This is a genomic window from Streptomyces sp. NPDC019443, assembly GCF_044389785.1.
GTDB lineage: Bacteria > Actinomycetota > Actinomycetes > Streptomycetales > Streptomycetaceae > Streptomyces.
The window spans coordinates 183,726-207,483 of sequence record NZ_JBIRYJ010000008.1; the positions used below are offsets into that span (position 1 = coordinate 183,726).

A 23,758-nucleotide genomic window follows, 5' to 3' on the forward strand; every position below is an offset into this window, starting at 1 on the left:
GGGCATACCCCCCGTCCGCCGCAGGACCCATGGTCGTGGGCGCGCGTCGGCGCCTACCGTTGGCGCATGACCGCCGCCCACAGCCCCTGGCAGGCCCTGACCAGGGGCGACTTTCTGCGCAGTGCCTGGCCCTGGCGTTCGGGCGGGTATCTGGTGACCAGCGCGCTCACCGGCGTTCCGGCTCTTCTCGCGCTCGTCGTGCTTGCGGCGTTCTCGCTCGTCCTCGTCGGGCTGCCGCTGCTGATCCTCGCGGGCGTCGCCCTCGCCGTCGTCGAGCGGCGCAGGCTGCGGATCGTCGACGCCGGGCCCGCGCCCAGCCCGCACCGCACCCCCGCAGAACCCGGTCTCGGAGCCTGGCTGCGGCTGCGGCTCAGTGAGCAGGCGACCTGGCGGGAGCTCGCGTACGGGCTCCTGCACGCGCTCGTCCTGTGGCCGCTCGACCTGGTCGCCGTCTTCGTCGCCATCGGGCTGCCCGCCGCGATGGCCGCCGCGCCCGTGCAGCTGGCGCTCGACGGGGAGGAGGCGCGGGTCGCCAAGGCCTTCCTTGTCACGTCGTACCCGCAGGCGTTCGCGGCGGCCGCGGCCGGGCTCGTACTCCTCGCCGTACTCCTCCATCCGCTCGCCGCGCTGGCCGGAGCACGGGCCCAGCTCACCCGGCTGCTGCTCGCGCCCCGTGAGGGCGAGCTGCGCGACCGGCTGAGCGAGGTGACCCGGTCCAGGGCCCGGCTGGTCGCCGCATTCGAGGCCGAACGGCGGCGTATCGAAAGGGACTTGCACGACGGTGCGCAGCAGCGGCTCGTCGCCCTGACGATGACCCTCGGGCTCGCCCGCCTCGACGCGCCCGCCGGGCCGCTCGCCGACCGCATCGCGGCCGCGCACGACGAGGCCGGTCAGGTCCTCACCGAGCTGCGCCGGCTCATCCACGGCATCCATCCGCAGGTGCTCGCCGACTACGGGCTCGGCCCCGCGCTCGCCGACGCCGCCGACCGCTCGGCCCTGCCTGTGGACGCCGACGTCGAGCTGCCGCGGCTCGACCAGTCCGTCGAGACCGCGGCGTACTTCGCGGTCTGCGAGGCACTCGCCAACGCCGCCAAGCACAGCGGCGCGGACCGGGCGCGGCTCACCGCCCGCCGGCTGCGCGGGGTTCTGGAGATCGAAGTGCGGGACGACGGCCGCGGCGGCGCGACCGCGGCGAAGGGCAGCGGGCTTGTCGGCCTCGCCGACCGTATCGCCGTCCTCGATGGCACACTGACGATCACCAGCCCGCCGGGCGGGCCGACCGTGCTGCGTGTGGAGATCCCGTGCGAACCGAGAGAGAGCGAACCGACCGCCCCCTGCGAGTAGTTCTGGCCGAGGACAGCGTCCTCCTGCGCGAGGGCCTGATCGGCCTGCTGGCCCGGTTCGGCCACGAGACCGTCGCGGCGGTCGGCGACGCGGACGCACTGCGGGACGCGGTCACGGAGCACGACCCGGACATCGTGGTCACCGACGTCCGCATGCCGCCCGGCTTCCAGGACGAGGGCCTGCGCGCCGCCCTCGCCCTGCGCGCCGAGCGCCCGTCGCTGCCCCTGCTGGTGCTCAGCCAGTACGTCCAGCGCTCGTACGCCGCCGAACTGCTCGACGCGGGCGACGGCACCGGCGTCGGCTACCTCCTCAAGGACCGGGTCGGCCAGATCGAGGAGTTCCTGGACGCGATCGCCCGGGTCGCCGCGGGCGGCACGGTCGTCGACCCCGAAGTCGTACGGCAGCTGCTGCGCCGCCGCCGCGACCCGCTCGCCGCGCTGACCCCGCGCGAGCGCGAAGTCCTCGCCCTGGTGGCGGAGGGCCGGTCGAACGCGGCGATCGCCCGTGCGCTCGTGGTCACCGAGGCGGCCGTCGGCAAACACATCGGCAACATCCTCGGCAAACTGGACCTGCCGCCCGCCGAGGACACCCACCGCAGGGTGCTCGCGGTGCTGGCCTTCCTCCGCGCCTAGGGTGCCGCCGCGCCCAGGGTGTGTGGAGGTGGTCCGGGCGTCTGGGCGCACGAAAAAGCCCCTCGCTCTCGCGAGGGGCTTTCCCCGTCTGTGCGCCGCCAGGGACTCGAACCCCGGACCCGCTGATTAAGAGTCAGCTGCTCTAACCAACTGAGCTAGCGGCGCCTGCTGACTCGAAAATACTACCTGGTCCGCAGGGGTGCTCGTGACACCCGCCGCCGCCCGGCTAGATCGCCAGCGACAGCACCACCGGCGCCGCCTTGCGGTTCAGCGTGTCCGCCGCCGCGCGCAGCCGGTGGGCATGCTCGATCGGGAGCGAGAGCGCCAGGCACCCCACCGCCGAGCCCGCCGTCAGCGGGACCGCGGCGCAGACCGTGCCCACCGCGTACTCCTGGAGGTCCAGGATCGGGACCGTCGGGGGCTGGCTGTCCAGCTTCGAGAAGAGCAGCTTCTCGCTGGTGATCGTCCGCGAGGTAAGTCGGGCGATCTTGTGGCGCGAGAGATGATCGCGGCGGCCGTTGACGTCCAGCTGGGTCAGCAGGCATTTTCCGACCGCGCTCGCGTGCGCGGCCGAGCGGAAGTCGACCCACTCGTTGACCTTGGGAGCGCGTGGACCGTCGGCGTACTGCGTGATCTTGACCTCGCCGTCGATGTACCGGCTGATGTAGACCGCAGCCCCGACCGAGTCCCGCAGCTCGGTGAGCGTCTCCTGGATCTTCGCCTCCAGCGCCTGCTGGCGGGTGACCCCTGAGCCGAGGAGTATCAGGGAGTCGCCGATCGCATAGGCGCCGCCCGTGACCTGCTCCACATACCCCTCGCGGCGGAGCATCGCCAGCATGGGGGCCAGGTGGCCGGTCGGCAGACCTGTCTCGCGTGCGATCTGGACGTCGGTGACACCGCCACCGTGCTTCGAGACCGTCTCCAGGACGCGCAAGACGTATTGCACCGAGTGGAACGGCGCGGTCGGCTCGGGCTTCAGCGCCACGGTTTCCCCCTAGCAGGTTGTGACCGCAAGCTTTCGTACCACGATAGCGGCCAAGAGCCGTTTCGGGGGCGGCTGTTGGCGAGTTTCGTGCTGTGCCCCAGCCTCATGGGCTGGGGCTCAGCACTCTGGCATATGCCACAGTCACACCTATTTATCGGAGTGAATGGTCAGAGCACCGCGCCGAGAAACTCGCGGGTACGATCATGCTCCGGCTCCGAGAAGATTTTTTCCGGCGATCCGGACTCGATGACCTTTCCGGCGTCGAACATCAGAACCTCGTCCGAGATGTCCCGGGCGAAATTCATCTCGTGCGTCACGCACAGCATGGTGATGTCGGTGGAGCGGGCGATGTCCCGCAGCACGTCCAGCACGCCCGCGACCAGCTCAGGGTCGAGCGCCGATGTGACCTCGTCGAGGAGCAGCACCTGCGGCCGCATCGCCAGCGCCCGCGCGATCGCCACCCGCTGCTGCTGGCCGCCCGACAGCTGGGTCGGCTTCGCGTCGCAGCGGTCGCCGAGGCCCACCAGGTCGAGCAGCTCCTTCGCGCGCTCCTCCGCCTCGTCCTTGGACATGCCGAGCACCCGCACCGGCGCCTCGGTGATGTTCCGCAGAGCGGTCATGTTCGGGAACAGGTTGAACTGCTGGAAGACCATGCCGATTTGTTTGCGCGCCTCGCGGCGCTCCTTCTCGGCGGCTGGAAACAGCCGGTTACCGTTCACCTGGATCGTGCCTTCTTGGGGCGATTCCAGAGTCATGAGCAGGCGCAGGATCGTGGTCTTGCCGGAGCCGGACGGGCCGATCAGCGTCACATGCTTTCCGGGCTGTACCGAGAAACAGAGGTTGTCCAGCACGGTGTTGTCGCCGAAGCGCTTCGTCACATTCTCGAAGCGGATCAGTTCCTTGGACATGTCGGGAGAGGTGTCGGGGCGGGTGTCAGCGGACAAGGCGGCGCTCCAGGGTTCGTACGAGAAGAGAAGCCGGGTAGGCGATGAGGATGAAGGCGATGCCGATCACGGTCAGCGGCTCGGTGTACTGGAACGTCGACGCGCTCTCCAGCCGCGACTGCTGCAGCATCTCCAGTACGCCGATCGCGGCGAGAAGCGGTGTGTCCTTCAGCATCGCGATGACGTAGTTGCCCAGCGCCGGCGTGATGCGCCGGATCGCCTGCGGCAGGATCACCGCGAACCAGGTGCGGTGGGCGGGCAGGCTCAGCGCCGTCGCCGCCTCCCACTGACCGGCCGGGACGGCTTCGATGCCGGCCCGGTAGACCTGCGCGGTGTACGTCGAGTAGTGCAGCCCGATCGCGATCGTGCCGGTGGTCAGCGCCGAGAACTGCACGCCCCACTCCGGCAGTACGAAGAAGAGGAAGAAGAGCTGCACCAGCAGCGGCGTGGTGCGGATGAACTCAGTGACGAGGTTCACCGGCCACCGTATGAAACGGGTCGGCGCCCTGAATCCGATCGCCCAGACCAGGCCGAGCGTGAAGGAGATCAGCGAGCCGAGCACCAGGATCTGCAGCGTGATGAGCACGCCGTCCCAGAAGCGCGGCATGAAGTCCGCGACCGCGGACCAGTCCCAGTTCACTTCGCGCCACCTCCGGAGACCGCGACGCCGATATTGCTCTTGGTCTTCTTCTCGAGAGCTTTCATGGAGCGTGTGATGCCGAACGCGAGCACGAAGTAGATGACCAGGCTGATGGTGTAGATCTGCGCGCTCTCCTGCGTCGCGAGCCGCACCAGGTACGCCGCGAAGGAGACGTCGCCCACGCCCAGCAGCGACACCAGCGCCGTGCCCTTGAGCAGCTCGACCAGCAGATTGCAGAACGGCGGGAGCATCTCCGGTACCGCCTGCGGCAGCAGGATCAGCCGCATCCGCTGCCACGGTGTGAAGCTGAGCGCGACCCCCGCCTCACGCTGGGCCGGAGCCACCGAGTTCAGCGCGCCGCGCACGATCTCCGCGCCGTACGCACCGTAGGACAGGCCCAGTGCCAGCACTGCCGCCCACATCGGGACCAGCTGCCAGCCCAGCAGCGGCGGCAGCACGAAGAACAGCCAGAACATCAGGATCAGCGCGGACGTGCCGCGGAAGATCTCGGTGTAGAAGCCCGCCAGGAAGCGGACGAACCGCGAGCGGTGGGTGCGGGCCATGCCGACCGCGAAGGCGACGACGCCGGCCAGCGCCGCGCTGTACACCAGGAGTTGGACGGTGATCCAGATGCCCGGGAGCACCCAGTTCTGCCAGAGTCCGGCTGTCATCGGCACAGCTCCTTGGCAGTGAGCGTGGTCATCTCGTTCTTGGTGAAGCCGAACGGCCGCAGTATGCGGAAGAGTTCGCCGCTCTTCTTCATCTTGTGGATCTCGACGTTGAAGGCGTCGCGCAGCTCGGTGTCGGTGGGGCGGAAGGCGAAGCCGCCGCCGTCGATCTTCTTCTCACCGTCGACGACGGCCGCGAACGGCTCGGTCGCCTCCGCCTTCCGGCTCTTCTTGACCACCTCGCGGGTGGTCAGCGCGGTGCCCGCGAAGACGTCGACCCGGCCCGACTCGACCGCGTTCAGCCCCGCCACCTGGTCCTGGAGGATGACGATGTCCTTCTCCGGGAAGCCGGCGGCGACGGCGTATTCGATCTCCGCATAGCCGGTGCCGGTGGCGAACTTCGCCTTCGCCTTCACCACGTCCTCGTAGGTGTGCAGATTCTTGGGATTGCCCTTGCGCACGATGAAAGCGTCGAGCATCTGGTACTCGGGGTCGGCGAAGATGACCTGCTCGCAGCGCTCCTTGTTGATGTACATCCCGGCCGAGACGACATCGAACTGCTCGGAGTTCAGCCCGGGTATGAGAGAGGCGAAATCGGTGGCGACCGGCTGGACGTTGTCGATCCCCAGCCGCTTGAAGATCACCCGGGCCAGCTCTGGAGCCTCCCCGGTGAACTCGCCCTGGTCGTCCACATAGCCGTAGGGCACCTCGCCCGCGATGCCCAGGCGCACCGTGCGCTGGGACTTGAGCCGGGCCAGGGCATCACCCGACGGCACCCGGCTGCAACCGGCCGCGCCCGCGGCGCCGAGCGCGCCGGCGGCAGCGGTGCCAAGCAGCACTGTGCGTCTGCGAATCGATCCTGTCAGTGGTGTTCGAGCCATGGCCGCGCGGCTACCCGCGTCCACGCGGGGTATGCGTACGAAATGGCCGACCGATACATGACCGTTGCCCTTGAGAAGCGCGGTGTGCGGTGCACCGCGAAACTCCTCACCGACAAGGCCCCACTGACCTGCGCTGCCGTGTGGGACGCGCTGCCGCTCTCCGGGGACGTCTACCACGCGAAGTATGCCCGTAATGAGATTTATGCACTTTTTCCGGCGTTCGCGGAGCAGGAACCGCCGCTGGAGAACCCGACGGTGACCCCCATTCCGGGTGATCTATGCTATTTCACCTTCTCGGACGTGCAGTTGGGCACGGCGTCGTACGGGTACGGCGAGCAGGCCGCCCATCACGGCCGGACCACAGTCGTCGACCTCGCCCTCTTCTACGAGCGCAACAACCTGCTGCTCAACGGCGACACCGGCTGGGTACCCGGCATCGTCTGGGGCACCGTGGTCGACGGCCTCGACCGGATGGCCGAGGCCTGCCAGGACCTGTGGCGGGCGGGCGCGCTGGGGGAGTCGCTGTCGTTCCGCCGAGCGTAGGAGCTGGGGCGGAGCCCCGGTGGGGTCTGGGGGCTTGCCCCCAGCTATCCGACCGCCGGCGGGGCGATGCCCGCCGCGCCCGACTCGTACAGCGCATGCGCCGCCCGCAGCACCAGCGCGTCCGCGTGGCGCGCGCCGATCAGCTGGACGCCGACCGGCAGCCCGTCCTCGTCCACCCCGCACGGCACCGTCGCGGCGGGCTGCTGGGTCAGGTTGAAGGGGTATGTGAACGGCGTCCACCCCGTCCAGCGGCGGTGCCCCGAGTGCGCCGGGACCTCCACCCCCGCCTCGAACGCGGTGATCGGCAGGGTCGGGGTGACCAGCAGGTCGTACGACGTGTGGAAGCGGCCCATCCGCCGGCCGATGTCCATCCGGACGTCGACAGCCGCCAGATACTCCAGCGCACTGTGCCGCGCCCCGGCCTCGGCGATCTCCCGCAGCCCCGGATCCAGTGCCTCGCGCTGCCGGGGCCCGAGATGCTGCAGCAGCCGGGCCGCGCCGCTGAACCACAGGGTGTGGAAGGCCTCCACCGGGTCGGCGATGTCGGGGTCGCACTCCTCGATGTACGCACCGAGGCCCGCCAGCGCCGCTACCGCCCGCCGTACCGCGGACGCGACCGCCGGGCGCACCGCCACCTGTCCGCCGAAGGACGGCGAATAGGCGATCCGCAGCCCCTTCACCCCGTCCGCGAGGGTGCCGCGGACGCCGTCCGCGGGGCCCAGGTGCGACCAGTCCCGCCAGTCCTCGCCGCTGATCACATCGAGCATCAGCGCGGCGTCCGCGGCGTCCTTCGTCATCGGGCCCGCGTGCGAGAGCGTCCCGAACGGGCTCGACGGATACAGCGGCACGCGTCCGTACGTCGGCTTCATCCCGAAGATCCCGCAGAAGGACGCGGGGATGCGGACCGAGCCGCCGCCGTCCGTGCCGATCGACAGCGGACCCGCGCCGAGCGCCACCGCCACCGCGCTGCCGCCGCTGGAGCCGCCCGCCGTGCGAGTGATGTCGTACGGATTGCCCGTCACACCGTGCCGCGGTGAGTCGGTGACGCCCTTCCAGCCGAACTCGGGGGTCGTCGTCTTGCCGAGGAAGACCGCGCCGTGCGCGCGCAGCCGCCCCACGGACGGTGCGTCCTCGTCCCAACTCCCTTCCGCGGAAACGGACATGGAGCCGCGCAGGGTCGGGCCGCCGCGCTGCAGCAGCAGGTCCTTCACTGTGACCGGCACCCCGTCGAGCAGCCCCTGCGGCTCTCCTCTGCGCCACCGCCCGGCGGACGCCTCGGCCTCCGTCAGTGCCTGCTCGGCATCCACCCGGACGAAGGCGTTCACCAGGGGCTGCACCACTTCGATCCTCTCCAGCGCGGCGCGGGTCACGTCGACGGGGGAGAAGTCGCCCTTCTCGTAGCCGGTGAGCAGTTGGCGTGCGGTGAGGTCAATCAGCTCAGACGTCATGCATGGGGACGTACCCACGTTTCTTGTCGACAACGTTCGGGAACGGCTTTCCGGCCTCCCACAGTTCGTACAACTCCACGAACTGTTCGCCGAGCCGGTCGCGCCAGCCGACCGTGTCGCCGCTCATGTGCGGGGAGACGATCAGCCCGGGCACGTCCCACAGCGGGCTGTCGGGCGCGAGCGGCTCGGAGCTGAAGACATCGAGGGCCGCGCCCGCGATCCACCTTTTGTTGAGCGCGGCAACGAGATCGTCCTCGACGACCAGCGGGCCGCGCCCCACATTGATGAACCGGGCCGATGGCTGCATCAGACCGAAGCGCCGCGCGTCGAACATCCCGCGCGTCGCATCGGTGAGCGGCGCGGCGCACACCACCCAGTCGGCGCGCGCGAGCAGCGGATCGAGGTCCTGGGCGCCATGGATCCCGGGCCGTTCGGTGCGGCCAACGACCGCCACGGTGACGCCGAGGGCCTCCAGCGTGCCGGCCACGGTCCGGCCGATCGGGCCCGCGCCCACCACCGCCGCCCGGGTGCCCGCCACCCGCAGGCCCTCGCGGTGGCGCCAGCGCCGCTGCCGCTGGAGCTCCAGGGTGCCGGGCAGGTCCTTCGCCATGGCAAGGACCAGACCGGCGACGTACTCGGCGATCGGCTCCTCGAAGACCCCCCGGGCATTGGTGACCACCGTGTCGGAAGCGATCAGCTCGGGGCAGAGCAGCCGGTCGACCCCCGCGCTCGGGGTGTGCACCCAGCGCGGGCGCGGCCCCTCGCCCGGCCAGGCGGCACGCACCGCCTCGGAGAGGAAGTCCCACACCAGCAGGACGTCTGCGTACGGGAGTCGGGCGGCGAGCGTCTGCTCGTCGGCGTACTGGACGTGGACCCGTCCGGTCAGCCGCCCGAGACGGGGCGGCGGGTCTGCTGCCAGCACCAGAAGAGTGGGTTCGGACATCAAGCGGAAGCCGTTTCGATGGGGGCACCTCCCGTGCCCGAAGGGCATACGGGGGGAGTCTGACATGCACGGATTGACCACGCTCGCACCCGAACCTACCGTCGTCAACAACACGTCAAAGGGGGCCGGCGATGGATGTCTCCTTCCTCGGTGGACCACAGCCCCAGCGCGGTGTCGGGGTGGTCGCTCCGTTCGATTTCGCCCTGGACCGTGAGCTGTGGCGCTGGGTCCCCGACGATGTATCGCTGCGCCTGACCCGTACGCCCTATGTGCCCGTCGAGGTCTCCCTCGACCTCGCCCGCCTGGTGAGCGAGCACGAGACGCTGCGCGAGGCGGTCCAGGCGCTCGGCGCGTCCGAGCCCGAGGTGATCGCGTACGCCTGCACGTCGGGCAGTTTCGTCGGCGGTCTCGCCGGTGAGCGGGCCATGTGCGAGGCGATGCGCTCGGCGGGGGAAGTCGACTCGCTGACCACCTCCGGCGCCCTGCTCGAAGCGCTCGAGGAACTGGGCGCCGGCCGTATCGCCCTGGTCACGCCCTATACGGAGTCGGTGACCCAGGCACTTGAGGTGTATCTGGGAGAAGCTGGGGTAACGGTCACGGGCCGCGCCTTTCTGGGACTGACCCGGCACATCTGGAAGGTGCCGTACCGGTCGGTGGTGGACATGGCGCGGCAGGCGGTGGTGGGCGCGGCCGACGCGCTCTTCATCAGCTGCACCAACCTGCCGACGTACGACGCGATCCCGCAGCTGGAGGCCGAACTGAGGATGCCGGTGCTCTCCGCGAACCAGGTGACGATGTGGGCCGCGCTGCGCCGGATCGGGGTGCACGCGGTCGGTCCGTACCAGGCGCTCCTGCTGGACCCCGAGCCGACAGCTGAGCAGACGACCGCGCCGGCGACCGAGCCCGAAGAACAGGAAGGCTGGACATGACGACAGTCGGACTTCTCTACCCCGGGCACTCCGCCGAGGACGACTACCCCCGGTTCGAGGTGCTGCTCGACAGCGACATCAGACTGCCCGTCGTCCACACCGACATCGGCGAGGACGCCCACCGCGTCGACGCGCTGCTGCGGATGGGCTCGGCGGAGCGGCTCACCGCGGGTGTGGAGGAGCTCCGGCTGGAGGGCGCGGAGTCGGTGGTGTGGGCGTGCACCAGCGGAAGCTTCGTCTACGGCTGGGAGGGCGCGCGCGAGCAGATCCGCTCGCTGGCGCTGGCCGCGGGGCTGCCGGCGTCGAGCACGTCGTTCGCCTTCGCGCATGCGGTACGGGCGCTGGGCGCCGTGCGCGTCGCGGTAGCCGCGACCTACCCGCAGGACGTCACGGCCCTCTTCACCGCCTTCCTCAAGGCGTCCGGGGCCGAGGTGGTCTCCGACCGGGCGAGCGGGATCGTCACCGCGGCCGAGGTCGGCACCTGGGGCCGGGACGAGGTGCTGGAACTGGCTAGGGCGGGCGACCACCCCGACGCGGAGGTGGTGCTGCTGCCGGACACGGCCCTGCACACCGCGGCGTACCTCCCCGACCTGGAGGACCTGCTCGGTAAGCCGGTCCTCACGGCGAACCAGGTGACGGTGTGGGAGGGGCTGCGGCTGGCGGAGCGCAAGGCGTGGGTGTTCGGGCCGAAGCTCGGCACGCTGTTCGCGAAGCCGGAGGAATCCCGACTGAAGACCGGGCGGGAATAAAGCGGAGAGGCCCTCCTGTTAGCTCGTGCTGTACGTACTTCATGCGCAGGAGGGCTGCACCGGTGGACGACGCGATTCAGGGTGACGCGATTCAGGGCGACGCGATTCAGGGTGACGCGATTCGAGGCACGGCGAACGGAACGGCCCCTGTGCCCCTGTCGGTACTGGACCTGGTGACGGTCGGCGTCGATCGCACCGCTACCGACGCACTGCGTACCAGCGTGGACATCGCGCGGCTGGCCGAGAGCCGCGGCTTCAACCGCCACTGGGTCGCCGAGCACCACTCGATGCCGGGCGTCGCCTCCTCGTCGCCGGCCGTGATCCTCGCCCACCTCGCCGCCCACACCGAGCGCATCCGCCTCGGCTCGGGCGGCGTGATGCTCCCGAACCATGCGCCGCTCGTCATCGCCGAGCAGTTCGGCACGCTGGAGGCGCTCGCGCCGGGCCGCGTCGACCTGGGTCTCGGGCGGGCGCCCGGCACCGACGGCCCGACCGCCGCGGCCCTGCGCGCACCGAACGTCCCCCGTGGCACTTCGGGCACGGGCGGTACCCCCATCCACTCGGGCGCCGACGACTTTCCGCAGCAACTCGCCGAGCTGACCCGCTTCCTGGACGACGACTTCCCGGACGGGCATCCGTACTCCCGCATACACGCGGTGCCAGGACCGGTCCAGGGCCCCTCCGCCCGGCCGCCGATCTGGCTGCTCGGCTCCTCCGGCTTCAGTGCCCGGCTGGCCGGCGTGCTCGGACTGCCCTTCGCCTTCGCCCACCACTTCTCGGCGCACAACACCATCCCGGCGCTCGACCTGTACCGCGAGTCCTTCCGGCCGTCCGCGGTGCTGGACGCCCCGTACGCGCTGATCGGTGTCTCGGCCCTTGCCTCGGACGACGAGAAGGAGGCCCGCCGCCAGGTCCTGACCGGTGCCCTGTCCATGGTCCGGCTGCGCACCGGCCGTCCCGGGCTGATCCCCACGCCCGATGAGGCGGCGGCGTACGAATTCAGCCCCATGGAGCGGGAGTTCGTGGACAGCTGGTTGACGAACGTCGTCCACGGCACTGCGGACGAGGTGCGGACGGGACTTGACGACCTCCAGAAGCGCACCGGCGCGGACGAGTTGATGATCACGGCGAATGCGCACGGCGGGGATGCGCGGCTGCGCTCCTACGAACTGATCGCGGACGCCTACGACTTGCCGGGGCCCGAGTAAAACCTGGGTTTCGCGGGCGGAGTGGTTCACTGCTGAACTGTCCGTCCCCAGGCCCTTAATGGGGCCTTAAACCGCTCGTCACCGTTGGTGGCGAGCGGTTCTGCGTGCGGAGTGCGGGTGCCTGACGAGCGATTTCTCGCCAAAATTGGTCTAGTCCTCAATTTGGTTCAGACCATTGACGCGGCGGTGGCCTGATCGCTATCTCTTCTCCAACTCGCGTTCCCATTCCTGTTCCAGGTCCCGTTCCGCACATCCCCCCGGAGGCTGTCCCGTGCGCTCCCGCAGACCCTTGCTCGCGGCCCTGACGACCGCGGCCCTCGCCGCAGGCGTCCTGGCCGGTTTCGTAGGCCCAGGCACCGCCGACGAGGCGGCCGGCGACGACGTCACGACCGCCGCCGCGTCCACCGGCGGGGTGAAGATCGCGTACTACGACCAGTGGAGCGTGTACGGCAACGCCTTCTACCCCAAGCATCTGGACACCCGGGGCATCGCGGCCAAGCTCGACGTCCTCAACTACTCGTTCGGCAACATCCACCCGACCGAGCTGACCTGTTTCGAGGCGAACAAGGCCGCGGGCGACGACGCCAATCCCAACGCCGGTGACGGCGCGGGCGATTCGTACGCCGACTACCAGAAGTCCTTCGCGGCGGCGGACAGCGTCGACGGCGTCGCCGACACCTGGAACCAGCCGATCGTGGGGGTCTTCAACCAGTTCAAGGAGCTGAAGGCCAAGTACCCCAAGCTGAAGATCAATATCTCGCTGGGCGGCTGGACGTACTCCAAGTACTTCCACGACGCGGCCAAGACGGACGCGAGCCGCAAGAAACTGGTCGCCTCGTGCGTCAAGCAGTACATCGCGGGCGACCTGCCGGTCGAGGGCGGCTACGGCGGCCCCGGCACCGCCGCCGGGATCTTCGACGGCATCGACATCGACTGGGAGTACCCGGGCTCGGAGGGCGGCCACCTCGGCAACCACTACGGACCCGAGGACAAGGCCAACTTCACTCTCCTGCTTGCGGAGTTCCGCAAGCAGCTCGACGAGTACGGCGCGGCGCACGGCGGCAAGAAGTACCTGCTGACGTCGGCGCTCCCGGCCGGCCAGGACAAGATCAAGCACATCGAGACGGACAAGATCGGCGCGTACCTCGACTACGCGAACATCATGACGTACGACATGCACGGCGCCTGGGACGCGGACGGCCCGACGTACCACCAGTCGCCGTTGTACTCGCCGGCCTCCGACCCGACGGACCCCATCGCGCCCGGCACACAGAAGTACTCGATCGACAACGCCATCGACTCCTGGCTCGACGGGAACGCGGCGTACGGCATCGCGGGCGGCTTCCCGGCGAACAAACTGACGCTGGGGTACGAGTTCTACTACCGCGGCTGGAAGGGTGTCCCGGCCGGCGCGAAGAACGGCCTCGCGCAGTCCGCGACCGGCGCATCGGGCGCACGACCGGTGAGCCAGCAGGCGGGCATCGCGCACTACAAGGAGCTCGGCGGGGTCGTCGACAACGCGGCGACGACGTTCTGGGACGACGAGGCCAAGGCGGCGTACTTCTACAAGGACGGGGAGTTCTTCACCGGCCTCGACAAGCGCGCGATCCAGGCGCGGGCGGACTACGGGCACAGCCGGGGCCTGGCGGGCGCGATGATGTACTCGCTGCTCGGCCTGGACGCGAACGCGACGCTGTTCAACGACATCGTGACGGCAGTCGGCGGCTCCCCGAACCCGGACCCGTCGGACCCGACCCCGTCGCCGTCGGACCCGACCCCGTCGCCCTCCACCCCGACTCCGTCCCCCTCCGACCCGCCGGCGGGCTGCACGGCCGCGGCCTGGTCCAGCACCCCGGCGTACACCGGCGGCGCGCAGGTCTCCCACAAGGGCCACCTCTGGAAGGCGAAGTGGTGGACCCAGGGCGAAGAGCCGGGCACGACGGGCGAATGGGGCGTCTGGCAGGACCTGGGCGCCTGCTGAGCCGCTGCCCCCCTACCCCCCACAGGCCGCCGCCCCCGCTGGAACGTCCTTCCGGCCGGGGGCGGTCGGCGTCCCACCCGGTCGCCCGGATCCGGCGTCGGGACCGGGCGTCGCCGGGCGTCGGACCTGGCGTCAGACCGACAACGCTCCGACGCCGATCAGCTCGGCGATCTGCTCCGGCGCCACCGCCCGCGAGTAGAGCCAGCCCTGGCCCGTGTCACAGCCGATCCGCCGCAGCCGCGACGCCTGGCCCGCCGTTTCCACGCATTCCGCCGTAACCGTCAGGCCCAGCCGGTGCGCCAGTTGCACCATCGCCTCGACGATCGTCTCGTCCGCCGGGTTCGGATGCGCCTCGTCCTGGAAGCCGCGGACAAACGATCCGTCGAGCTTCAGTACGGATACCGGCAGCCGGCTCAGATACGCGAGGTTCGAGTACCCCGTCCCGAAGTCGTCGATCGCGATCTGCACGCCCATGTCGCTGAGCGCCTGCAGCGCCTGGAGCGGGCGGCCCGCCGAGCCCATCACCGCCGACTCCGTCAGCTCCAGTTGCAGCAGATGCGGCGCGAGTCCCGTCTCAGCCAGGATCCCCGCCACGTCCGCCACCAGGTCGGAGTCCCAGACCTGGCGTACGGCGACATTGACGCTGACGAACAGCGGCGGCGCGTCCGGGTGGTCCTTCTGCCACCGGCGGGCCTGGAGGCACGCCGTACGCAGCACCCACCGTCCGAGCTGGACGATCGAGCCGTCCTCCTCCGCGATGCCGATGAACCGATTCGGCGCGAGCGTGCCGAACTGCGGGTGGTTCCAGCGCACCAGCGCCTCCACGCCTCGCGTCACCCCGTCCGCCATCCCCACCAGCGGCTGGTACTCCAGCGTGAACTCCCCGCGCTCCACGGCCGGGCGAAGCGTCGAGGACAGCGCCTGACGGGTCATCCGGTGCGCGTTGCGCTCGGGGTCGAAGAGTGTCCAGCGGGCCCTGCCGTCCGCCTTCGCCCAGTACAGCGTCGTGTCCGCGGCCTGCATCAGCCCGGTGGCATTCGTCCCGGACACCGTCCGTTCCACCACCCCGATCGACGCCGAGACAGAAAGACGCTGCCCGGCCAGATCGAACGGCTGCTGCAGCGCGGCCAGTACGGACTTGGCGAGATCGGCGAGCTGCTCCGTACCGGCGGAGTCCTCGACCAGGATCGCGAACTCGTCGCCGCCGAGCCGCGCCACCAGGTGCCCGCCGCTGCACGCGTATCCGTAGCTGTCCGCGCACTCGGTGAGCCGCGAGGCGACCGCGGCCAGCAGTCGGTCGCCGAGCCGGTGCCCGAGGGTGTCGTTGACCGCCTTGAAGCCGTCGAGGTCGAGATAGCAGAGGCCGATCCGGCCGGTCGAGCCGTGGTCGTACGCCGATGACTCGAGCGCCGCCGACAATCGCTCGAAGAACAGCGTGCGGTTGGGCAGCCGGGTCACAGGGTCGTGCATCTGGAGATGGCGCAGCCGGGCGTGCAGCTCGCGCCGGTCGCTGATGTCCGCGATGGAGAGCAGCACATTGCGGCTGTCGGGCACCGGCGCGACAGTCACCTCCGCCCACAGCGTGCGCCCGTCGGGGTGCTTGAGGCGGCGCGCACAGCGGAACCGGGACCGGCGGCCGCGCAGCACTTCGCGGTACGCGTGCCAGGTGCGGCGGTCCGATGCGAGGTCGACGATGTCCGCCGCGAACTGTTCCTGCAGGGTGTCTGGTTCGGTGCCCAGCAGCGCGGCGAGGGCCGCGTTGGCGGTGACCACGAGGCCCTCGTGGTCGACGACCGCCATCGCGAGGTGCGCGGCGTTGAAGGCGGCCCGGTAGTCGCGCAGTTCGGCGGTGGTCCGGCCGAAGCGGTTACGCTCTGTGATCGACAGCCCGGATTTGCTGGGGTCGGCTGCGACTCCCGCGGGCCCTGTTCCTTCGGAGGTTCCGCTCACCGCTCGCTCCCGCAGTGCAGTCGTGTCGTACAGGGTCGTACCGATGTGATCAGCAAGAAATCCGGCAAGAAGCCCGGCGGCAAAGGGAAGAAGCCGGGAAAGTCTGCCGATCATAGAGGCTGGCCCATGGGCCGTTCCAGCTACGCCGCCGCGAGGCAGCTCATTCACGGCCTTCGGTCGATCGTTTCTGCACAGGTCTGAGCCGGGGGCGATCCGCACTGACCGAATGTGACGTTCCGTGAGCCATCGGAGTGTCGTCGGGTCTCGGGTCGGTGTCGGGCCGGTGTCGGGTCGGTCACCCGGGTGGGGCAGCGGAACAGGGCGTACTGCGAAAAACCGTCACAAGGTGGTTGAGGTGTCGCCCATTCCGCAGCCGGAGGTCCACGTGGAGGGTCAGCAGTCGTCCGAGGGAACACCCGAGGGAGTGGAACCCGTGCGCCTGCGGAGCGCCGCTGCTGCCCTCACTTCCCTCGTGGCGCTCGCCGCCACTTCGCTCGTGGCCGGCCCCGCGGTGGCCAAGACGGCGGGTGGGCCCTGCGCGCTGACCCGCACGGCCGCGCACCACTCCCTGGGCGTGGACACGTGGAACACCGACTATCCGCGCCCGGCCCGGCAACTGGACGCCGTGATGATCTTCCTGTCGTTCCCGGACTCCGTCCCGCTGAACGCGCCGCGCGAGCTCGCGGCCGACCACTTCCCGGCCACCAGCACATTCTTCGCGCGTGCCTCGTACGGGAAGTTCGTGCTGCGCCCGCACTCGCAGCGCGAGTGGGTGGCGATGCCGAAGGCCTCGACGGCGTACGGGATAAGCCGTGACTGGGAGCCCGGACAGCGCGCCGGGTATCTGCGTGACGCGATCAACGCGGCCGACCCGACCGTCGACTTCTCCCGCTACGACATCGTCTATCTGGTCGCCGACCCGGACGCGCCCGGCGTCGACTCCGACGCGACGAAGGTCGTGAACTTCGACGAGCCCCTGCACGCCGACGGCACCGACGTCGACCGGGTCGTCACCGTCTTCGAGCGCCACCCGCCGGACCGCAATGTGCTGGCCCACGAGACCGGGCATGTCTTCGACCTACCTGACCTCTACCACCGGCCGACGGACGGCAAGGGCGACTGGGACACGTACGTCGGGGACTGGGACGTGATGGGCAGCCAGTTCGGTCTTGCCCCGGATCTCTTCGGCTGGCACAAGTGGAAGCTGGGCTGGCTGGACAGGCGGGCCGTGCGGTGTGTGACGAAGGCCGAGTGGATCACTCTGGAGCCGATCTCGGCCGCGCCGACCCCGGGCGGGAGCCTCGGCACGCGGCTCGCGGTCGTCCGGACCGGTGTGGACACGGCGCTCGCGATCGAGGTGCGCGGATCGACGGGCAACGACGAGTCGACCTGCAGGGAGGGGGTGCTGCTCTATCGCGTGCAGGCCGAGACGGCTTCGGGTGGCGGCCCGGCGGAGGTCGTCGACACCCACCCGGACAGCTCGGCGTGCTGGGACACGTCGGTGTACCCGCCGCTGGCGGATGCGCCGCTGGGGGTCGGCGAGACGTTCACGATGCCGGGGGTGCCGGGTGGGCGGACGAAGGTGGAGGTGGCGGACCGTACGCGGTCGGGCGCGTGGACGGTCAAGATCACGACGACGTAGCGGTGCGTCCGGGGGTCTGCGGTGCGGGGCGCGGGTGCGGGGCGGGGTCCGGCCGTCCGGGCGTACGAAAAAGCCCCTCGCTCTCGCGAGGGGCTTTCCCCGTCTGTGCGCCGCCAGGGACTCGAACCCCGGACCCGCTGATTAAGAGTCAGCTGCTCTAACCAACTGAGCTAGCGGCGCCTGCTGACGTCGTAGACCTTAGCATCCTGATCGGCGCCAGGAAAAATCGATATACGGACGCTGGGAGCCGAGGCCGCGCGGACCGCCCGCACGCACGCCCAGAGCACCACCTCGGGCCCCGGCAGCCACGGGTGCCGGGTGTCGGGGGCCACCAGCCAGCGCGGGCCGCCCGTCGCGGCGTGGCCCTTGGCCAGCGGCGGAACGGTGACCGCGTCGCCGGTGCCGTGGCAGAGCACCGGCGGTACGGAGTCGCCGCACTCCTCCCAGCCGAGCAGGGACGGCAGGCGGTGCGCGGTGCCGGGGGCGGCGAAGAGCAGCATCCGGCCTCGGTGCATGGCGACGGGGCCGGATCCCGGCCCCTCCTCCCAGAGCCGGTCGAGCATGCGGCGGCCGAAGACCGTGGGCACGTTCACGACGTCGAAGACGGAGCCGCAGGGAAGTACGGCGGGGGCGTACGGGTGGGTCTCCCAGAGGGCCAGCATCGAGCGCGGATGGCCGACGGCCGAGACGAGCCAGCTCGCGCCGGGCGATGTGACCTGGGCGACCTGGTGCCTGCCCTCGTCCCGCAGGAGGGCCAAGGTATGGGTCCGGCGCTCGTCGTCACCGGAGCCGGGGGCCGGCAGAGAGTCGTCTTGCAGCCATGCACTCATGGAACAAGACCTACCCGGAGTGACCGTTCCGTTTCTGAGAGTTGGCGGAAACGGAGACAGCGCCGGTCGGGGAGGCGTATCTTGCGCCCCGGCATATGCCGTGCGCGATGTTGAGGCGGGGCGGTGGGCTAGGGCGTGGTGTTGCGGAGCAGGCCGCGGCCGAACTCGATCATCTTCTTCGCGTAGTCCTCGGTCCACTCCGCCCGCTCGGCGATGTCCGCGGGGGTCAGCCGGTCGAACCGGCGCGGGTCGGCGAGCTGGGCGGCCGCGAGCGCCTGGTACTCCACGGCGCGGTCGGTGGCCGCGCGGAACGCCAGGGCCAGTTCGGTCGACCGCGCCAGCAGCTCCCGCGGGTCCTCTATCGACTCCAGGTCGAAGAAGTGCTCGGGGTCGGCGGCAGCCTCCGACGGCTCGAAGAGCAGCGGGGCCGGTCGCAGCTTCCGCTCGCTCCGCTCGGGTTCCGCCATGTGGTTCTCCTCCTCGCCCAGGTGCGAGCCCCTTTCCGGGCCGCCCTCCGTTGACCTTGTGTCCATCGCATACCCATCGCCGCCTTCCATTGTCGCCGCGAATGCAAGTGTGCCTACGGCTGCCAGCTCACCCGGTGTTCCGCCAGGTGTGCCAGGACCGAGTGGTTGGCCTCCCAGCCATCCGGAAACTTGACCGTGACGCCGAGCTGGACCGGCTCCGTCGACGGGTGCTCGTCCAGCAGGTCGGTGACGCCCGCGCGGCACACCACGATGCACGCGTGCCGGTGGCGGGAGGTCAGCACGCACAGCCGGCCCGTCTCCAGATGGAACGCGGTCGCGTCCGGGCGGCCCGAGAGCGGGTGGAGGACGATCGTGACGTCGAACTCACGGCCCTGGAGGCGGTTCGCCGTGTCCACGGTGACGTCCGCGACGCCCAGCTCGGCGAGCGCCGCCCGCACCGCAGCCGCCTGGTCGCGGTGGGCCGTGCCGACGGCGATCCGGCCGGCGGTGACCGGGACGGGTTCCGTGGACCGCTCGCTGGTCGCCGCGCCCCCGCGGTCCAGCAGCCGGCGTACGACCAGGGCCACCGCCCGTACCGCCTCGGGGTCGGTACGGGGCGTGTGGCGGGCGGGCAGCTCCAGCAGGCCCCAGCCCGATTCGGCCGCCTCGTCGAGCACCCGGTCGGGGCCCGAGCCGTCCGGCGGCACCCCGAAGGCGAGCCGCCGGTCGCCGGGGCCGGTACCGCTGCGGAAGGGGGTGTACGGGTAGAACGCGTCGGAGACGAGCGGCGCGGCGGAGGCCGGGAGCCGCCAGGAGACGGGCAGCCGGTGCTGCGGCAGCTCCGGATTGTGGGCCAGCAGTGTGGAGACGGCGCTCGCGGAGGGGTCGTACGACAGCCCGGCCCACTGGTCAGCGCCGACGATCGAGAACGGGTCCAGCTGACCGGGGTCGCCCACGAACAGGGCGCGCTCGAAGAGCCCGGCGACGGCGAGCAGCGCGTCGGAGCGCATCTGGTAGGCCTCGTCGACGATGGCGTGCCGCCAGGGCTCGACGCCTTGGACATGCGCCCACTTCGCGGCGGTCGAAATGACGATCTCCAGCCCGGCGAGGTCACCGGCCTTGGCGGACTTGCGGACGTTGTCCAGCTCGTCGAGGGCCTTGTCGTACGGATCGGGCTCATTGCTGTGCAGTCGCCCGACCGCCAGCGCGGGCTCCTTCTCGGCGAGCCGGACGACGAGGTCGTCGACCTGGGCATTGGTCTGCGCGATGACCATCAACGGCCGCCCGGCGGCGGCCAGTTCCCGCGCGGCGTGCACCACGAGCGTGGACTTCCCGGCCCCGGGCGGCGAGTCCACGACGACACCGCGGTGGGAGCCGTGCAGCGTGTCGTCGAGGATCGCGTCCGTGGCCCGGGCAGCCTCGACGGACGGCTCGAAGCCCGGCCGGGTCACAGCACGTCCTCCGTGGTCACAGGGTCCGGACTCTGAGCCGACGTGCCCGGGGGCCCGCCGTGGGTCCACGGGGTTTCCTCCGGGGGCGGGAGCTTGGGGCCGCCCCGCTGGTCGTGTTCGAACAGGGTCCAGGCGATCCGGTCGCCCTTCCGCGGGACCGAGCCCTCCGCCGGGTCCTTGGCGCGGCCCATGCGGTCCGTCAGCCGCAGCACCAGCGTCCCCTCCGCGTCGTACCGTACGAACTCCGCCGTCTGCGGCTTGTCCGCCAGCGAGCGGTACACCTTCGCCCGCTCGGCGAGCTGCGGGCGGTCGTCCGTGCGGACTGTGAGCAGCGGACGCGGGCTCGGGCGCTTCGAGTCCGACCAGGCCATCACGACCTCCGTCACCTCACTCAGGAACGCCTCGCCCGCCAGCCTGCGCCCCGCAAGCACCAGCGGGTCGTCCAGCGCCTCCTGGGCCTCCAGCTGCGCCTGGGCCGTCTCGCGGGAGGCGAGCTTCTGCGCGGCCGTCACCGCGTCGTCGCGGCGCGGCTGCGGCGGCTCTCCCGCCCGTACGCGATCGCGGTGCGCGGTGAACGACCAGCGGTCCCGAGTCCAGCGGTCCGCCGCCCTGGAGCCCTCCGGCAGCTCACGCAACAGCTCCAGGCTCCGCCACACCGCCTGCCACGTGGGCAGCAGCTGGGTCAGCACGAGCCGGCGGATCTCCCGCTCGGCGACACTCAGTTCACCCAGCCGCGCATCCGCCGCCGCGCCGTCCTCCGCCGCGCCCAGCGCCTGTCGCGCCCGGTCGTAGCGCTCCACGGCCGGGGCCAGCAGCCTGTTGTCGAAGGCCGGATCGGTGGCCGGCCCGGCCGGCGGGCAGAACAGCTGCCCGTCCCTGCCCCGCGCCAGCTCGGCCCGCAGCGCGGCATCCGGGCCGGACTCACCCTCCGGTGGATCGATCCAGGCGAGCAGCGCCCCCAGATGCTGGTCCTCCAGCGAGGACTGACCGGTCGCCCAGTGCCGGTTCAGCAGATCGGTCGCGGCGAGGAGCAGCGAGGAGCCGGGCACCCGGGCCCGTTCGCCGTAGTGCGTGAGCCAGCGGCCGAGCAGCGGCACCCGCGGCGGTGCGGGGTAGGGCGCGTCGGGGTCCTCCTCCGCCGTACGCCGAAACCGCATCGACCGGCCGAGCAGCCGTACGAAGTCGATGCCGGCCCGCCCCGGCACGATCAACTGCGGTGCGTCCGCGCACAGTTCGACTTCGACCTTGACCCTCTTGCCGGTCTCGGGGTCGGTCTCCTTCCGCTCGGCGGGCTCGATGTCGTCGGCGTACGCATCCAGATGCGGCAGCACCGCGTCGGCCAGCTGCGCGAGGAAGGTGAAGCGCAGATCGCGGTCGCGGGGCTGCGCCACGACCAGCAGCCGAGGCTCCTCGGAATCGGTGCCGACCAGCGCGCCCAGCGGCGCCCCCGCCTCACCCGCCGTGGTGAGCGGCACGAAGACCAGCGGCCGATCGGACAGATGCCGGTGCCGCACGGTCGCCAGCGGCCGGGCCCGCCCGGACTCCACGGCCTCCAGCCGGGCAAGCGTGGAGATCAGCGACATCCGGCCGCCTCCAGTGCCTCGGCCCGCAGCGCCGCCGCTCTGCGCAGGGCGGCGACCGCCGGGTCGTCCGGATCGCCCGCGGCCCCCCGTGCCGCCGCCAGGACGTCGCCGATCGTCGTCAACCCGCCCAGCTCGCCGCGCACCCCACGGCCCAGCGCCTCTACCGCGCCCGAATCGCGGGCCCGGTCGCGGCAGTGGAAGGCCAGCTCGCACGCGGCCAGGCACTCGGGGGCGTACGCCGCGGACACCGACTCGACCGCCGCCGTCAGCTCCTCAGCCGGCCGCTCCAGGTCGAAGGTCGTGCCCTCGGGCAGCGCCGCGGCGATGTCCTCGATCCGGGTCAGCCTGGCCAGCTGGCGGCGGGTGACCGACAACTGCTTACGGACGTCGACCACGGACCCGGTCGGCAGATTGGAGAAGTCCTTGGGGCAGACCAGCAGCACCGAGTGCGCCACCTCCGCGCCCTCCGTCAGCGCGGCGACCCTCTCCAGCGCCAGCACGTACACCGCGGCCTGGCGCGCGGCCGCGCCCACCTTCGCCGCGTCCGCCGAAGCGTCGATCATCGGGAAGGACTTGATCTCGACGACCGTCCACCGCCCGTCCGGGTGGACGACCACCGCGTCCGGCTCCAGATAGGCGGGGGAGCCCGCGACCTCCAGCGCCAGCAGGGGATGGTCGAGCAGCGTCCACACCCCGTCTTGGGCACCGGCCGCGGTCGCCTCACGCAGCGCCAGCGCCGTACGCGCGGCCCGGCCCTCGGGACCGGCCGCCGACAGATCGGGCACCCGGACCTCGGCCGGGGCGTCCACGCCCAGCAGCCGCATCAGTTCCGTACCGCCGTCGGCCTTGACCCTGGCCTCGAAAGCATTGCCGCGCATGAACGCGAACTGCGACTGCCCGAACGCCGCAGGGGACCCCAGCGCGGAGGCGAGCGCCGCCTTGTCCACCCCGGCGCCGTCCAGCAGCGCGCGCCGCTTGCAGCCGGGGTTCGCGGCGAGGGCGGCCAGCGCGCGGGCGTCGAGCGGATGCGGCTGGGCGGCGGGGCCGCGCAGCTCAGCGAGCCGCTGCCGGAGTGCTGTCGTCGGCGCCTGCGGAGGTGGTCCGCTGTCCAGGGATTCGCTCACCCGCGGAAGTCTCGCATCCGGCACTGACAATCGGGGACTTAGAGCCGGAAGGAGCGGACAGTACACGTGTGCGCACCCGGTGGGCGAGGCGCATCGCGGGCCGCGTCAGCAGTGCGCCGACGCCCATCACGGCGGCGCCGGCGACCGCGTCCAGGAAGTAGTGGTTCGCCGTGCCCATCACCACGAGCGTGGTGAGAAGCGGGTAGGCGATGCCGAGGACCTTCATCAGCGGAGTGCGCCCGTGCCGCCACAGCATCACGCCGCACCACAGCGCCCAGCCGACGTGCAGACTCGGCATCGCCGCGTACTGATTGGTCATCGCGCCCATGCCGCGCGGCGCGCTCGCCTCGCCGCCCCACCAGCCGTACGAGCTGTACTGCGCCATCGTGTCGACGAACCCCTGACCGGCATCGAGCAGCCGCGGCGGGCAGGTCGGCAGCAGGGTGAAGCCGACGAGGCCGAGCAGCGTGGAGAGCATCAGCCAGGTGCGGGCGGCGTGGTAGCGGGCGGGGCGGCGGCGGAAGAGCCAGACGAGGATGGCCGGAGTGACCAGATAGTGCAGCGAGGCATACGCGAAGTCGGCGGGTATGCCGAGGGCGGGGGTCTGGCTGAAGAGGCGGTTGAGCGGGTGCTCGGCGTTGAGCAGGAGGGCCTTCTCGGCCCGGAGTATCGCCATGCCGTGGTCGACCGCGGTCGACACATCGCCGCGGGCGAGCAGCCGGCCCGCCGAGTAGGCGGCGTAGACCACTGCGATCAGCGTCAGTTCGGTCCACCAGCGGGGCCGATGGCGGGGCGCGGTGTACGGCATCCGAACGT

At 71.0% G+C, this 23,758-nt stretch carries 22 protein-coding genes and 2 tRNA genes; 8 read left to right on the forward strand and 16 right to left on the reverse strand.

What is annotated here, in order from left to right:
* Positions 1 to 66 precede the first annotated feature (66 nt).
* Positions 67 to 1,344, forward strand: a complete 1,278-nt coding sequence (locus ACH492_RS25000; RefSeq protein WP_398989906.1) for a sensor histidine kinase — start codon at positions 67 to 69, stop codon at positions 1,342 to 1,344.
* The gene (locus tag ACH492_RS25005; protein ID WP_398989907.1) at positions 1,302 to 1,976 is read left to right on the forward strand and encodes a response regulator; all 675 of its coding nucleotides are present in this window, start codon (positions 1,302 to 1,304) and stop codon (positions 1,974 to 1,976) included. The genes ACH492_RS25000 and ACH492_RS25005 overlap by 43 nt, the downstream gene beginning before the upstream one ends.
* 91 nt (positions 1,977 to 2,067) lie before the next feature.
* On the opposite strand, the gene ACH492_RS25010 is transcribed toward ACH492_RS25005, so the two are convergent.
* From ACH492_RS25010 to ehuB, 6 genes are all read right to left on the reverse strand, one after another.
* Positions 2,068 to 2,141: transfer RNA gene (locus tag ACH492_RS25010), tRNA-Lys, on the reverse strand.
* Positions 2,142 to 2,202: 61 nt separating this feature from the next.
* Positions 2,203 to 2,961 (reverse strand): IclR family transcriptional regulator, encoded by a 759-nt coding sequence (locus ACH492_RS25015; protein ID WP_398989908.1) that lies wholly within the window; start codon positions 2,959 to 2,961, stop codon positions 2,203 to 2,205.
* 167 nt (positions 2,962 to 3,128) lie between these two features.
* A complete protein-coding gene (gene ehuA, locus ACH492_RS25020) occupies positions 3,129 to 3,869 on the reverse strand; it encodes an ectoine/hydroxyectoine ABC transporter ATP-binding protein EhuA (protein ID WP_398989909.1) in 741 nt (246 codons plus the stop codon).
* A 25-nt stretch (positions 3,870 to 3,894) separates the two neighbouring features.
* Complete coding sequence (gene ehuD / locus ACH492_RS25025) at positions 3,895 to 4,545, reverse strand: ectoine/hydroxyectoine ABC transporter permease subunit EhuD (RefSeq protein WP_398989910.1); 651 nt, start codon at positions 4,543 to 4,545, stop codon at positions 3,895 to 3,897.
* On the reverse strand, positions 4,542 to 5,216 hold the full coding sequence (gene ehuC / locus ACH492_RS25030; RefSeq protein WP_398989911.1) for an ectoine/hydroxyectoine ABC transporter permease subunit EhuC: 675 nt from the start codon (positions 5,214 to 5,216) through the stop codon (positions 4,542 to 4,544). The genes ehuD and ehuC overlap by 4 nt, the downstream gene beginning before the upstream one ends.
* Positions 5,213 to 6,094 (reverse strand): ectoine/hydroxyectoine ABC transporter substrate-binding protein EhuB, encoded by an 882-nt coding sequence (gene ehuB, locus ACH492_RS25035; protein ID WP_307663234.1) that lies wholly within the window; start codon positions 6,092 to 6,094, stop codon positions 5,213 to 5,215. Before ehuB ends, ehuC begins: the two co-directional genes overlap by 4 nt.
* Before the next feature lie 42 nt (positions 6,095 to 6,136).
* On the opposite strand from ehuB, the gene ACH492_RS25040 reads away from it, so the two are divergent.
* On the forward strand, positions 6,137 to 6,637 hold the full coding sequence (locus ACH492_RS25040; RefSeq protein WP_398989912.1) for a DUF3830 family protein: 501 nt from the start codon (positions 6,137 to 6,139) through the stop codon (positions 6,635 to 6,637).
* 44 nt (positions 6,638 to 6,681) lie between these two features.
* Here ACH492_RS25040 and ACH492_RS25045 read toward each other — a convergent pair whose 3' ends face one another.
* Positions 6,682 to 8,085 (reverse strand): amidase, encoded by a 1,404-nt coding sequence (locus ACH492_RS25045; RefSeq protein WP_398989913.1) that lies wholly within the window; start codon positions 8,083 to 8,085, stop codon positions 6,682 to 6,684.
* A complete protein-coding gene (locus ACH492_RS25050) occupies positions 8,075 to 9,028 on the reverse strand; it encodes a D-2-hydroxyacid dehydrogenase (RefSeq protein ID WP_398989914.1) in 954 nt (317 codons plus the stop codon). Before ACH492_RS25050 ends, ACH492_RS25045 begins: the two co-directional genes overlap by 11 nt.
* Before the next feature lie 131 nt (positions 9,029 to 9,159).
* On the opposite strand from ACH492_RS25050, the gene ACH492_RS25055 reads away from it, so the two are divergent.
* The 4 genes from ACH492_RS25055 (at position 9,160) to ACH492_RS25070 (ending at position 13,895) form a co-directional block, all read left to right on the forward strand.
* Positions 9,160 to 9,957 (forward strand): decarboxylase, encoded by a 798-nt coding sequence (locus ACH492_RS25055; RefSeq protein WP_398989915.1) that lies wholly within the window; start codon positions 9,160 to 9,162, stop codon positions 9,955 to 9,957.
* Complete coding sequence (locus ACH492_RS25060) at positions 9,954 to 10,706, forward strand: decarboxylase (RefSeq protein ID WP_398989916.1); 753 nt, start codon at positions 9,954 to 9,956, stop codon at positions 10,704 to 10,706. The genes ACH492_RS25055 and ACH492_RS25060 overlap by 4 nt, the downstream gene beginning before the upstream one ends.
* A gap of 41 nt (positions 10,707 to 10,747) precedes the next feature.
* Positions 10,748 to 11,914, forward strand: coding sequence for an LLM class flavin-dependent oxidoreductase (locus ACH492_RS25065; RefSeq protein WP_398989917.1), 1,167 nt, complete (start codon positions 10,748 to 10,750; stop codon positions 11,912 to 11,914).
* 271 nt (positions 11,915 to 12,185) lie between these two features.
* Entirely contained in the window at positions 12,186 to 13,895 is a 1,710-nt protein-coding gene (locus tag ACH492_RS25070) for a glycosyl hydrolase family 18 protein (protein WP_398989918.1), read from the forward strand.
* A 132-nt stretch (positions 13,896 to 14,027) separates the two neighbouring features.
* Here ACH492_RS25070 and ACH492_RS25075 read toward each other — a convergent pair whose 3' ends face one another.
* Positions 14,028 to 15,845 carry a putative bifunctional diguanylate cyclase/phosphodiesterase gene (locus tag ACH492_RS25075; protein ID WP_398989919.1) on the reverse strand — a complete coding sequence of 606 codons (1,818 nt, stop codon included), beginning with the start codon at positions 15,843 to 15,845 and terminating at the stop codon, positions 14,028 to 14,030.
* Positions 15,846 to 16,230: 385 nt separating this feature from the next.
* Here ACH492_RS25075 and ACH492_RS25080 point away from each other — a divergent pair, with 385 nt between their 5' ends.
* Entirely contained in the window at positions 16,231 to 17,487 is a 1,257-nt protein-coding gene (locus ACH492_RS25080; RefSeq protein ID WP_398990037.1) for a M6 family metalloprotease domain-containing protein, read from the forward strand.
* Positions 17,488 to 17,593: 106 nt separating this feature from the next.
* Here the strand turns inward: ACH492_RS25080 and ACH492_RS25085 are convergent.
* From ACH492_RS25085 to ACH492_RS25115, 7 genes are all read right to left on the reverse strand, one after another.
* Positions 17,594 to 17,667: transfer RNA gene (locus tag ACH492_RS25085), tRNA-Lys, on the reverse strand.
* Positions 17,658 to 18,317 carry a bifunctional DNA primase/polymerase gene (locus tag ACH492_RS25090; protein WP_398989920.1) on the reverse strand — a complete coding sequence of 220 codons (660 nt, stop codon included), beginning with the start codon at positions 18,315 to 18,317 and terminating at the stop codon, positions 17,658 to 17,660. The genes ACH492_RS25085 and ACH492_RS25090 overlap by 10 nt, the downstream gene beginning before the upstream one ends.
* Positions 18,318 to 18,445: 128 nt before the next feature.
* Positions 18,446 to 18,784: a hypothetical protein gene (locus tag ACH492_RS25095; RefSeq protein ID WP_398989921.1), complete on the reverse strand. Its 339-nt coding sequence runs from the start codon at positions 18,782 to 18,784 to the stop codon at positions 18,446 to 18,448.
* Between the two features lie 113 nt (positions 18,785 to 18,897).
* Complete coding sequence (locus tag ACH492_RS25100) at positions 18,898 to 20,235, reverse strand: AAA family ATPase (RefSeq protein WP_398989922.1); 1,338 nt, start codon at positions 20,233 to 20,235, stop codon at positions 18,898 to 18,900.
* The gene (locus ACH492_RS25105; protein WP_398989923.1) at positions 20,232 to 21,818 is read right to left on the reverse strand and encodes a hypothetical protein; all 1,587 of its coding nucleotides are present in this window, start codon (positions 21,816 to 21,818) and stop codon (positions 20,232 to 20,234) included. The genes ACH492_RS25100 and ACH492_RS25105 overlap by 4 nt, the downstream gene beginning before the upstream one ends.
* Positions 21,809 to 22,942 (reverse strand): hypothetical protein, encoded by a 1,134-nt coding sequence (locus tag ACH492_RS25110; RefSeq protein ID WP_398989924.1) that lies wholly within the window; start codon positions 22,940 to 22,942, stop codon positions 21,809 to 21,811. Before ACH492_RS25110 ends, ACH492_RS25105 begins: the two co-directional genes overlap by 10 nt.
* Positions 22,872 to 23,750 (reverse strand): phosphatase PAP2 family protein, encoded by an 879-nt coding sequence (locus tag ACH492_RS25115; RefSeq protein ID WP_398989925.1) that lies wholly within the window; start codon positions 23,748 to 23,750, stop codon positions 22,872 to 22,874. The genes ACH492_RS25110 and ACH492_RS25115 overlap by 71 nt, the downstream gene beginning before the upstream one ends.
* Positions 23,751 to 23,758: the final 8 nt, after the last annotated feature.

Coding starts and splice junctions, on each gene's coding strand:
- ACH492_RS25000 (WP_398989906.1), top strand. CDS start 67: ATGACCGCCGCCCACAGCCCCTGGCAGGCCCTGACCAGGGGCGACTTT.
- ehuA (WP_398989909.1), bottom strand. CDS start 3,869: ATGTCCAAGGAACTGATCCGCTTCGAGAATGTGACGAAGCGCTTCGGC.
- ehuC (WP_398989911.1), bottom strand. CDS start 5,216: ATGACAGCCGGACTCTGGCAGAACTGGGTGCTCCCGGGCATCTGGATC.
- ehuB (WP_307663234.1), bottom strand. CDS start 6,094: ATGGCTCGAACACCACTGACAGGATCGATTCGCAGACGCACAGTGCTG.
- ACH492_RS25040 (WP_398989912.1), top strand. CDS start 6,137: ATGGCCGACCGATACATGACCGTTGCCCTTGAGAAGCGCGGTGTGCGG.
- ACH492_RS25045 (WP_398989913.1), bottom strand. CDS start 8,085: ATGACGTCTGAGCTGATTGACCTCACCGCACGCCAACTGCTCACCGGC.
- ACH492_RS25050 (WP_398989914.1), bottom strand. CDS start 9,028: ATGTCCGAACCCACTCTTCTGGTGCTGGCAGCAGACCCGCCGCCCCGT.
- ACH492_RS25055 (WP_398989915.1), top strand. CDS start 9,160: ATGGATGTCTCCTTCCTCGGTGGACCACAGCCCCAGCGCGGTGTCGGG.
- ACH492_RS25060 (WP_398989916.1), top strand. CDS start 9,954: ATGACGACAGTCGGACTTCTCTACCCCGGGCACTCCGCCGAGGACGAC.
- ACH492_RS25065 (WP_398989917.1), top strand. CDS start 10,748: ATGCGCAGGAGGGCTGCACCGGTGGACGACGCGATTCAGGGTGACGCG.
- ACH492_RS25090 (WP_398989920.1), bottom strand. CDS start 18,317: ATGAGTGCATGGCTGCAAGACGACTCTCTGCCGGCCCCCGGCTCCGGT.
- ACH492_RS25095 (WP_398989921.1), bottom strand. CDS start 18,784: ATGGCGGAACCCGAGCGGAGCGAGCGGAAGCTGCGACCGGCCCCGCTG.
- ACH492_RS25105 (WP_398989923.1), bottom strand. CDS start 21,818: ATGTCGCTGATCTCCACGCTTGCCCGGCTGGAGGCCGTGGAGTCCGGG.
- ACH492_RS25115 (WP_398989925.1), bottom strand. CDS start 23,750: ATGCCGTACACCGCGCCCCGCCATCGGCCCCGCTGGTGGACCGAACTG.